The organism is Thiobacillus sp. 65-1402, from assembly GCF_001897685.1.
Classification (GTDB): domain Bacteria; phylum Pseudomonadota; class Gammaproteobacteria; order Burkholderiales; family Thiobacillaceae; genus Thiobacillus.
On record NZ_MKUG01000087.1, the window covers coordinates 1 to 10,177 of the forward strand.

A 10,177-nucleotide genomic window follows, 5' to 3' on the forward strand; every position below is an offset into this window, starting at 1 on the left:
CAGTAACGGGATCGGCAGCAGGTTGAGCACCCCCAGACTCACGCTCACCAGCGCCAGAAAGCCGACAAAACTGATCCAGCCGAGCGCGGCGCTCTGGCCTGCGTAATCGGCGATGGTCAGCGGACCGGAGAGGTTCTTCCACGACACCTGGCCCAGCACCATGCGTCCCATCATCTCCAGCGTGAACAGGCTCATGTCCCAGGTCTTGAGCGCGCCCCGCCCCAGCGCTTCGAGCGGCCCATAGCGCACCTCGGTCATCAGCGCGGCCAGCATCGTCTCGTCGACCTGCGGGCCTGCGCCGATCTTGCCGATGCGTCGGCCGCCTTCGTCCGCCGCGTCAGGTTCAAGACTCATCACCTTGCGCTGGCCCTGCCGCTCGTATTCGATACGCAAGGGCTTGGCCGGATGCTGGCGTATCAGCTGCACCCAGTCCTGCCAGTTCGCCACCGCCTTGCCATCGGCGGCGATCAGCCGGTCGCCCACCTGCAGGCCGGCGCGCGCGGCGGCGCCATCGGGCAGCACCTTGCCGATGACCGCGGGGATCTCGGGTTCATAGCGCACAATGCCGAGCGGCCGCAGCGTGTCCTGTTCCAGATTCCCGGTCTGCATCGACGGCGCATCGAGCTGCACGCTGCGCCCGTCGGCCAGTTCCAGCGTAAGCACTCCGCCCGCCACCCCCGCGCGCAGCAGATTCAGCCGTAAATCCTGGAACGACGGCGTGTCGGTGCCGTTGACGCGGCGGATCTCGTCGCCCGCCACCAGGCCGGCCTGCGCCGCCGGCGTGCCGGCGGGCGGCTCGCCGATGAGCGGCTTCAGCGCAGGCAGGCCATGCAGGAACAGCGCCCAGTAGAACACGATGGCGAGCAGGAAATTGGCGGCCGGGCCGGCCGCCACGATGGCGATGCGGCGCCACACGGTGGCGCGGTTGAAGCTGCGGTGCGCTTCCGCCGCCGGCACTGCGCCCTCGCGCTCGTCGAGCATCTTGACGTAGCCGCCGAACGGCAGCGCGGCCAGCGTCCACTCGGTCCGGTCGCGGCCGAAGCGGCGGCTGAACAAGGGTTTGCCGAAGCCGACCGAAAAGCGCAGCACCTTGACGCCCGCCAGCCGTGCCGCGAGATAGTGGCCGAATTCGTGCGCCACCACCAGGATGCCGATGGCGACCAGAAACCAGAGAATGGTGTGCAGCACGCTCATGCGCGCAGCTGCCCGAGATACGCGTCGGCCACACGGCGCGCCTGCCGGTCGGCCTCGAGCAGGTCGTCCAGCGTATGCGCCGCCCCGCCTGCCAGCTTGTCCAGCGCGTGCGCGATGCTGGCGGCGATGGCGTTGAACGAGGCGGCGCCTTCGAGGAAACGCGCGACCGCCACTTCGTTGGCGGCGTTCAGCACCGCCGCCGCGTTGCCGCCGGCGGCGAGCGCGTCGAACGCCAGTTGCAGGCAGGGGAAACGGGCGGTGTCGGGCGCCTCGAAGGTGAGCTGCCTGCCCATCAGTTCCAGTGCCGACACCCCCGCATCGATGCGCTCGGGAAAGCCCAGCGCGTAGGCGATCGGCGTGCGCATGTCGGGCGTGCCCAGCTGCGCGATCACCGAGCCGTCGGCGTATTCGACCATCGAATGCACGATGCTCTGCGGATGCACCACCACCTTGATCTTCTCGGGGCGCGCGTTGAACAGCCAGCGCGCCTCGATCACTTCCAGACCCTTGTTCATCAGGCTGGCCGAGTCGACCGAGATCTTTTTACCCATCACCCAGTTGGGGTGCGCCACCGCCTGCGCCGGCGTGGCGGCGGCGATGGCCGCGGCCGACAGGGTGCGGAACGGGCCGCCCGAGGCGGTGAGCCACAGCGCCTTCACCCCGGCCTGCTGGAAATCGCCGCCGAAATCGCGCGGCAGCGCCTGGAAAATGGCGTTGTGCTCGGAATCGATCGGCAGCAGTTCGGCGCCGCTGGCGGCGATCGCATCCATGAACAGCTGGCCGGAGACCACCAGGGTTTCCTTGTTGGCCAGCAGAATCCGTTTGCCCGCCTGCGCCGCCGCCAGCGTGGCCGGCAGGCCGGCCGCGCCGACGATAGCCGCCATCAGGGTATCGACCTCGGGCGCGGTCGCCACCTCGGTCAGCGCGGCGGCACCTTCGAGCACCTCGACCGCCAGGCCTTCTTCGGCAATCCGCGCACGCAGCGCCGCCGCCGCTGCCGGCTCGCTCATCACCGCGAACCGCGGGCGATGGGTGCGGCACTGCTCGACCATGCGCTCGACCTGGGTGGCGCCGGTCAGCGCGAAGACTTCGAAGCGATCGGGATGGCGCGCCACCACATCGAGCGTATTGACGCCGATGGTGCCGGTGGCGCCCAGAATGGTGAGGACGCGCGGCTTCATGCGGTGCGCTCCAGCCAGATCAGGATGCCCGATGCCAGCGGCAGCGTGGAGGTCAGCGCGTCGACGCGGTCGAGCACCCCGCCATGGCCGGGCAGCAAATCGCCGCTGTCCTTCATCCCGGAGACACGCTTGATCCAGGATTCGAACAGGTCGCCGAGCACCGACAGGTACAGCAGGCCCGCCACCGCGATGAACAACGGCAGCAGCGGCAGGTCGATGGCGCCGCTCAGCGCGCCGGCATACAGCGCCAGCGCGACGAGCGCTCCCGCCACCCCTTCCCAGGTTTTGCCGGGGCTGATGGCGGGGGCGAGTTTATGCCGGCCGAAGCGACGCCCGGCAAAATAGGCCGCGCTGTCGGCAATCCAGACGATCGCCATCACCGCCAGCAGCATGCCGGGGCCGCGCGCATGCAGATACAGCAGCGCCGCCCAGGTGGGCAACAGCAGCACGACACCGACTGCGGCGCGCAGAAACGCCTGTTCGGCGTGCCAGCGCCCCAGCAGCCACAGCGGGGCGACCCCCAGCCAGAACGCAACCGCCAGCACGATGAGGGCGCTCTGGAAAAGCGGCCACTGGGCACCCAGAACGTAGGGCAGCGCCAGTGCGCACGCGGTCAGCAGCGCGGCATAGAGGCGCGCAGGCAAAACGGGGAAATGGCTCAGGCGCGCCCACTCGTGCGCCGCCACGCCGACCACGCCGGCGATCAGGATCGTCCACAACCATGTCGGCGCCCACAATACTGCCGGCACGAACACCGCCAGCAGGGAAGCAGCGGTCAGCACCCGGCTGAGGAGCGGCGTCATCGATACGGTGCCTGGAAACAATTCACGATGCCGCGCGCACCTGTTCACTGGTGCAGCCAAAACGGCGTTCGCGGGTGCGGAAGGAGGCGATCGCCGCATCCAGCGCCACGGCGTCGAAGTCCGGCCACAGCGCGTCGGTGAAATAGAGTTCAGTGTAGGCCAGCTGCCACAGCAGGAAATTGCTGATGCGCTGTTCGCCGCCGGTGCGGATGAACAGGTCGGGCTCGGGCAGATCGGCCATGCTGAGGTGTTGTGCCAGCGCGGCTTCGTTCACCGCTTCCGGCGCCACACTGGAAGCCATCAGTTTCTTGACCGCCTGCACGATGTCCCAGCGTCCACCGTAATTCGCCGCCACGGTGAAAGTGAGGCGGGCGTTGTCGCGCGTCAGCGCTTCGGCGTCGCGGATCAGGCTCTGGATGCGCTCGGAAAAGCCCGACAGGTCGCCGACGACACGAAAGCGGATGTCGTTTTCGTGAAGCCGCGCGACTTCATTTTCCAGCGCACGCATGAACAGCTCCATCAGCAGGCTGACCTCCTCCTGCGGACGCCGCCAGTTTTCGGAACTGAAGGCAAACACCGTGAGATGCGGCACGCCGCGTTCGGCGCAGGCACGGATCACCCCGCGCAACGCCTCGACGCCCTTGCGATGGCCGGCCACGCGCGGCATCAGCCGGCGTTTCGCCCAGCGGCCATTGCCGTCCATGATGATGGCGATGTGCCGCGGCACATCGGCGCCTGCCGGGATCGCTTGCTCGCTGCGGGTAGACACGCCGAATCCGCTCAGACTGCGAGCAGGTCCTTCTCTTTGTCGGCCAGCATCTTGTCGATTTCGCCGATGAACTTGTCGGTCAGCTTCTGCACCTCGTCCTGGGTGCGGCGCTCCTCGTCTTCGGTCGCGGTCTTGGCCTTGACCATGTCCTTCAGCGTGCCGTTGGCGTCGCGGCGAATGTTGCGCACGGCGACGCGCGCGCCTTCGGCTTCGTTGCGCACCACCTTGATCAGGTCGCGGCGGCGCTCCTCGGTCAGCGAGGGCATCGGCACGCGGATGATATCGCCGTGCGTCGCCGGGTTCAGGCCCAGATCGCCGTCGCGAATCGCTTTCTCGATCTTGCCGACCATGTTTTTTTCGTACGGCTGCACGCCGAGGGTGCGGCTGTCGACCAGCGACACGTTGGCCACCTGGGGAACCGGCGTCGGGTTGCCGTAGTAATCGACCATGACGTGGTCGAGGATGCCGGTGTGGGCGCGCCCGGTGCGCACCTTGGCCAGATCGTTTTTCAACGCGTCCAGGGTCTTGCCCATTTTCTGTTCGGCGGATTGCTTGATCTCGGCAATGCTGGTTTCAGCCATTTCAACTCCTTACAAAGTCACCCGAGTGCCTTCGTCTTCGCCCATCACCACGCGCTTCAGCGCGCCGGGCTTGAAGACGTTGAACACGACCAGGGACAGTTTCTGTTCGCGACACAAGGCAAAGGCAGCGGTATCGAGCACACCCAGATTGCCGGCGATCGCCTGATCGAAGCTCAGCGTCTCGTAACGCTCGGCATTGGCGTCCTTCTTGGGATCGGCAGTGTAGACGCCATCGACCTTGGTCGCCTTCAACAACAGATCGGCGCCGATTTCCGCCGCACGCAGCGCCGCCGCCGTATCCGTGGTGAAGAACGGGTTGCCGGTGCCGCCGCCAAAGATCACCACCCGCCCGGCCTCCAGATGGCGCACCGCCGCGTCGCGCTCGAAATCCTCGCCGACATGGGCGATGCTGACCGCGGTCTGCACCCGCGCCTCGACCCCTGCCTGCTGCAGGGCATCCTTCAGCGCCAGCGCGTTCATCACCGTGGCCAGCATGCCCATCGAATCCGCGCTGGCGCGGTTCATCCCCGACAGCGCACCGGTGGCGCCGCGGAACAGGTTGCCGCCGCCAACCACGATGCCGACCTGCACGCCAGCCGCCGCCACTTCGCGGATCTGGCCGACAAAACCGGCCATGGTATCGGCGTGATAGCCGAAGCTGTCCGGCCCCATCAGGGCCTCGCCGGACAGCTTCAGCAGGATGCGACGGACCGGCGCCACGACCGATCAGACCTGGGAAGCCGCCGCCACTTCAGCGGCGAAGTCGTTCACCTTCTTCTCGATGCCCTCGCCCACCACGTACATCATGAAGCCATGGCACTGCGAGTTCTTCGACTTCAACACCTGCTCGACGGTCTGCTTGTCGTCCTTGACGAAGGGCTGCGACAGCAGGGTGACTTCCTTGAGGAACTTCTGCACCGTGCCTTCGGCGATCTTCTCCAGCATGGCTTCCGGCTTGCCGGCCTCCCTGGCCTTCTCGACCGCGACGCGGCGTTCCGTATCGATCAGCTCCGGCGACACGCCGGACGCATCCAGCGACTTCGGCTTGGACGCCGCGACATGCATGGCAACGTCGCGCGCCAGCGCCTCGTCGCCGCTCACGTCGACCAGCACGCCGATCTTGCCGCCGTGGATGTAGCTGGCGAACTTGCCCTGGCCGTCCAGGCGCACGAAACGGCGCACCGACATGTTCTCGCCGATCTTGCCGACCAGCTCGGTGCGGAAAGCCTCCACCGTGGTGTCCTTGTAAGGCAGCGCGGACAGCGCGGCAACGTCGGCCGGATTCTGCTTCAGCACCATCTCGGCCAGCGCGTTGGACAGCGCCAGGAAATCGTCGTTCTTCGCCACGAAGTCGGTCTCGCAGTTGACTTCGACCATGGCGGCCGACTTGCCGTCGGCGCCGATGGCGATCGTCACCACGCCTTCGGCGGCCACGCGGCCGGCGCTCTTGGCCGCCTTGTTGCCGAAGCGCACGCGCAGGATCTCTTCCGCCTTCTGCATGTCGCCGCCGGCTTCCGACAGCGCTTTTTTACAGTCCATCATCGGCGCATCGGTTTTTTCGCGCAGATCCTTGACCATGCTTGCAGTGATTTCAGCCATTTCGAACTCCCCAGGATTCAGTTAAATACAGCCAGTTTCAAACAATTCAATACAGAAAGAGGGGCCGACGCCCCTCCTCATAACACGCTCGCCGGAAGACCCTCCCGGCGATGTTGCAGTGCGCCGCGCTTACTCGGCTGCAGGCGCACCTTCTTCTTCGACCTCGATGAACTCTTCGCCGCCGACGAGTTCGCTGATGACCTGGGCGCGGCCTTCCAGCGCCGCATCGGCCATGCCGCGCGCGTACAGGCGAATCGCACGGGCCGAGTCATCGTTGCCGGGAACGACATAGTCCACGCCTTCCGGGCTGTTGTTGGTGTCGACCACGCCGATCACCGGGATGCCCAGCTTCCTGGCCTCGACCACGGCGCCCTTCTGGTAGCCGACATCGATGATGAACAGCGCGTCGGGCAGGCCGCCCATTTCGCGGATGCCGCCCAGGCTGCGGTTCAGCTTGTCGACCTCACGCTGCACGGTGAGGATTTCCTTCTTCGACAGGCGACCGGGCTCGGCGATTTGGGCCTCCAGGTCGTTCAGGCGCTTGATCGACTGCTTGACCGTCTTGAAGTTGGTCAGCATGCCGCCCAGCCAGCGGTTGTCGACGTAGGGCATGCCGGCGCGCTGCGCTTCTTCGCGGACGATGTCGCGCGCGGCACGCTTGGTGCCGACGAACAGCACGTTGCCCTTGTTGGCCGCCAGCTTACGCACGAATTTCTGCGCCTCCTGGAACATCGGCAGCGACTTTTCCAGGTTGACGATATGAATCTTGTTGCGATGACCGAAAATGAACGGGGCCATCTTGGGGTTCCAGAAGCGGGTCTGGTGACCGAAGTGGACACCGGCTTCCAGCATTTGACGCATGGTGACAGACATTTGAATCTCCTAAAGGGTTGAGCCTCCACCCGTCAGCAGCCGCGCATCGCTTGCCCGGATGCGCCGCCACCCTTTAATGACAGGTGTGCGAATTTGTCCGAACCATTTCGGACAGCCCGCAATTCTAATTCGTCGAGGCATTCATTTCAAGGAGGAATGTCTGCCGGCACACGGCCCCGCCTGTTGGCGGCCATGCGGACAGCCGGCATGCGGGGTTCTCTCTGGCGCGCCGCGGGCACGCTGGCTAGAATATGGCTTTGAAAACTCCCGCCTCTCCGTTACATGACTGTCACCATCAAAACCGGCGCCGAGATCGAAGGCATGCGCGTTGCCTGCCGGCTCGCCTCGGAAGTGCTCGACTACATCACGCCTTTCATCAAACCCGGCGTCACCACCGGCGAACTCGACCGGCTGTGTCACGACTACATGGTGAACGTGCAGGGCACGATCCCCGCGCCCCTGAACTACGCACCGTCCGGCCACACCCCCTACCCCAAGTCGATCTGCACCTCGATCAACAATCAGGTATGCCACGGCGTGCCGAGCGACAAGGCGCTGAAAAACGGCGATATCGTGAACCTCGACATCACCGTGATCAAGGACGGCTGGCACGGCGACACCAGCCGCATGTTCGCGGTGGGCGAAGCGTCGATCCAGGCCAAACGGCTGATCCAGGTGACCTACGAAGCGATGTGGATCGGCATTGTCCAGGTGAAACCCGGCGCGCGGCTCGGCGACATCGGCCATGCGATCCAGCGTTTTGCCGAAAACCACGGCTACAGCATCGTGCGCGAATTCTGCGGCCACGGCATCGGCCGCGATTTCCATGAAGAACCGCAGGTGCTGCATTACGGCAAACCCGGCACCGGCCTCGTGCTGGAGCCCGGCATGACCTTCACCATCGAACCGATGGTCAACGCCGGCCGCCGCGATATTCGCCAGATGCCGGACGGCTGGACCATCGTCACCAAGGACCGCAGCCTGTCGGCGCAATGGGAACACACGGTGCTGGTCACCGACAGCGGTTACGAAGTGCTGACCGTCTCGGCAGGCACCCCGGCGATTCCCGATCGCGTCCGCCACGCCGCGTGAGCGTCCCGCCGTTCGCCGATCTGCGCGAGCGGCTCAAATCCGGCCGCGCGGCGCTGGCTGCGGCCTACCTTGAAAAACCCGTCGTCTCCCACTACCTGGCGCGCCACGCCGCTCTGGTGGACGGCGTGCTGGCGGAAATCGGCATCCGGCTCGTGCTGCCCGCCAGCTTCTGCCTTGCCGCCGTCGGCGGCTACGGGCGCGGCGAACTGTTCCCCGGTTCGGACGTGGACGTGCTGCTGCTGCTGCCGCACGAGCCCGCAAGCGGGCAGCGGGCCACACTGGAAAGCTGGGTGCAGGCATGCTGGGACGTCGGGCTGGAAATCGGCCACAGCGTGCGCACCCTCGAGGCCTGCATCGGCGAGGCCGACGCCGACATCACGGTCGAGACCAATCTACTTGAAGCACGCTTCCTGTGGGGCAGCCGTCCGCTGTTCGAGGAACTCGAACGCCGCTTCCAGGCACGCTTCAGCCCGCAGCGCTTTTTCGACGGCAAGCTCGCCGAGCAGCAGGCGCGCCACGCCCGCTTCGACGACAGCGCCTACAAGCTCGAACCCAATCTCAAGGACAGCCCGGGCGGCCTGCGCGATCTGCACATGATTCACTGGCTGGCGCAGGCCTGCGGCATTGCCGGCGGCTGGAACGGCATCGCACGCGCAGGGCTGCTGACCGAGGCCGAGGCGCGGCGCATCGCGCGCGAGGAACGCGCCCTGTCGGCGCTGCGCATCCATCTGCATCTGCTGGCAAAGCGGCGCGACGACCGCCTCGCCTTCGATTACCAGACCGGACTCGCCGACCGCCTGGGGCTCGCCGCCACCGCACACAAACGTGCAGGCGAACGCCTGATGCAGGGCTATTACCGCGCCGCCAAGCTGATCCAGCGCACCAACGACATCCTCATCCAGTCATTGCGGGTGCGGCTGTTTCCGGTGACGGCACCGCCCAGCCCGATCGACGCCGATTTCCAGTTGCGCGCCAACCTGCTCGAGGCGCGCGCCGCCGACTTGTTCGAACGCAAGCCCGACGCCCTGCTGCGCGCCTTCATCCTGTATGCCCAGCATCCGGCGCTGGCCGGGTTCGAACCGGCCACGCTGCGCGCGCTGTGGCGCGGCAGCATCCGTATCGATGCCGCCTTCCGCGCCAACCCGGCGCACCACGCACTGTTCATGGCGCTGCTGCGCCAGCCGCTGGGCATCACCCGGGCGCTGCGCGCGATGCATCGCTATGGCCTGCTGGGACGCTACATCCCGGCGTTCGGCCGCATCGTCGGGCAGATGCAGCACGACCTGTTTCACGTCTACACCGTCGACGAGCACATCCTCACCGTGCTGCGCAACGTACGGCGCTTTACTGTGCCGGCGCTTGCGCACGAGCTTCCGCTCGCCAGCCGCCTCATCGCCGATTTCGACAAGCCCGAACTGCTCTACCTGGCCGCCCTGTTTCACGATATCGCCAAAGGCCGCGGCGGCGACCATTCCGAGCTGGGAGCGGCCGTTGCACGGAGATTTTGCCGCCGGCACGGCCTCGACAAGGCCGATAGCGAACTGGTCGCCTGGCTGGTGGAAATGCACCTGGCGATGTCGCGCACCTCGCAAAAGGAGGACACCAGCGACCCCGGGGTGATCGCCGCATTTGCCGCCAGGATCGGCAACCTGCGCCGGTTGACGGCCCTCTATCTGCTGACCGTGGCCGATATCCGCGGCACCAGCCCCACGGTATGGAATGCCTGGAAAGGCAAGCTGCTGGAAGACCTCTACCATGCCACGCGGGCGCGGCTGCTTGGCAGCGACGAAGCCGTCGCCGTCATCGCCGCCAAACAGGCCGAGGCGCGCGTCAATCTCGCTTTGTATGGCCTGCCCACCGGCGCTGCCGATGCGCTGTGGCAGCATCTCGACGCGCGCTATTTTGCCCGTTTCGATGCCCGCGACATGGCCTGGCAGGCGCGCATGCTGTGGCGCCGCACCGACAGCGCCGACGCCGTCGTCAGGGCACGCCTGTCGCCGGTCGGCGAAGGCATCCAGGTGCTGGTCTACACCCCCGACCGGCCCGACCTGTTCGCCCGCATCTGCGGCTTTTTTGCGCGCATCC

The 10,177-nt window shown here is 66.4% G+C and carries 10 protein-coding genes; 2 read left to right on the top strand and 8 right to left on the bottom strand.

What is annotated here, in order from left to right; all coding sequences use genetic code 11:
- From rseP to rpsB, 8 genes are all read right to left on the bottom strand, one after another.
- Positions 1 to 1,194: RIP metalloprotease RseP (gene rseP, locus BGO62_RS07245; RefSeq protein WP_296640752.1), on the bottom strand; the 1,194-nt coding region annotated here is incomplete at its 3' end.
- The gene (ispC, locus tag BGO62_RS07250; protein WP_296640755.1) at positions 1,191 to 2,375 is read right to left on the bottom strand and encodes a 1-deoxy-D-xylulose-5-phosphate reductoisomerase; all 1,185 of its coding nucleotides are present in this window, start codon (positions 2,373 to 2,375) and stop codon (positions 1,191 to 1,193) included. The genes rseP and ispC, both read right to left, overlap by 4 nt.
- Positions 2,372 to 3,178 carry a phosphatidate cytidylyltransferase gene (locus BGO62_RS07255; RefSeq protein ID WP_296640757.1) on the bottom strand — a complete coding sequence of 269 codons (807 nt, stop codon included), beginning with the start codon at positions 3,176 to 3,178 and terminating at the stop codon, positions 2,372 to 2,374. The genes ispC and BGO62_RS07255 overlap by 4 nt, the downstream gene beginning before the upstream one ends.
- 22 nt (positions 3,179 to 3,200) lie before the next feature.
- Positions 3,201 to 3,947, bottom strand: coding sequence for a polyprenyl diphosphate synthase (uppS, locus tag BGO62_RS07260; protein ID WP_296640759.1), 747 nt, complete (start codon positions 3,945 to 3,947; stop codon positions 3,201 to 3,203).
- Between the two features lie 11 nt (positions 3,948 to 3,958).
- Positions 3,959 to 4,528 carry a ribosome recycling factor gene (gene frr / locus BGO62_RS07265; RefSeq protein WP_296640761.1) on the bottom strand — a complete coding sequence of 190 codons (570 nt, stop codon included), beginning with the start codon at positions 4,526 to 4,528 and terminating at the stop codon, positions 3,959 to 3,961.
- A gap of 9 nt (positions 4,529 to 4,537) precedes the next feature.
- Positions 4,538 to 5,248, bottom strand: a complete 711-nt coding sequence (gene pyrH / locus BGO62_RS07270) for a UMP kinase (protein ID WP_296640765.1) — start codon at positions 5,246 to 5,248, stop codon at positions 4,538 to 4,540.
- Between the two features lie 6 nt (positions 5,249 to 5,254).
- Positions 5,255 to 6,127, bottom strand: a complete 873-nt coding sequence (gene tsf, locus BGO62_RS07275; RefSeq protein ID WP_296640766.1) for a translation elongation factor Ts — start codon at positions 6,125 to 6,127, stop codon at positions 5,255 to 5,257.
- Between the two features lie 129 nt (positions 6,128 to 6,256).
- Positions 6,257 to 7,000 (bottom strand): 30S ribosomal protein S2, encoded by a 744-nt coding sequence (gene rpsB, locus BGO62_RS07280; RefSeq protein ID WP_296640768.1) that lies wholly within the window; start codon positions 6,998 to 7,000, stop codon positions 6,257 to 6,259.
- Positions 7,001 to 7,282: 282 nt separating this feature from the next.
- Between rpsB and map the strand changes: the two genes are divergently transcribed.
- Both map and BGO62_RS07290 read left to right on the top strand, forming a co-directional pair.
- Positions 7,283 to 8,092, top strand: coding sequence for a type I methionyl aminopeptidase (gene map, locus BGO62_RS07285; RefSeq protein ID WP_296640770.1), 810 nt, complete (start codon positions 7,283 to 7,285; stop codon positions 8,090 to 8,092).
- Positions 8,089 to 10,177, top strand: a 2,089-nt coding sequence (locus BGO62_RS07290; RefSeq protein WP_296640773.1) for a [protein-PII] uridylyltransferase, incomplete at its 3' end; no start/stop codon positions are given. The genes map and BGO62_RS07290, both read left to right, overlap by 4 nt.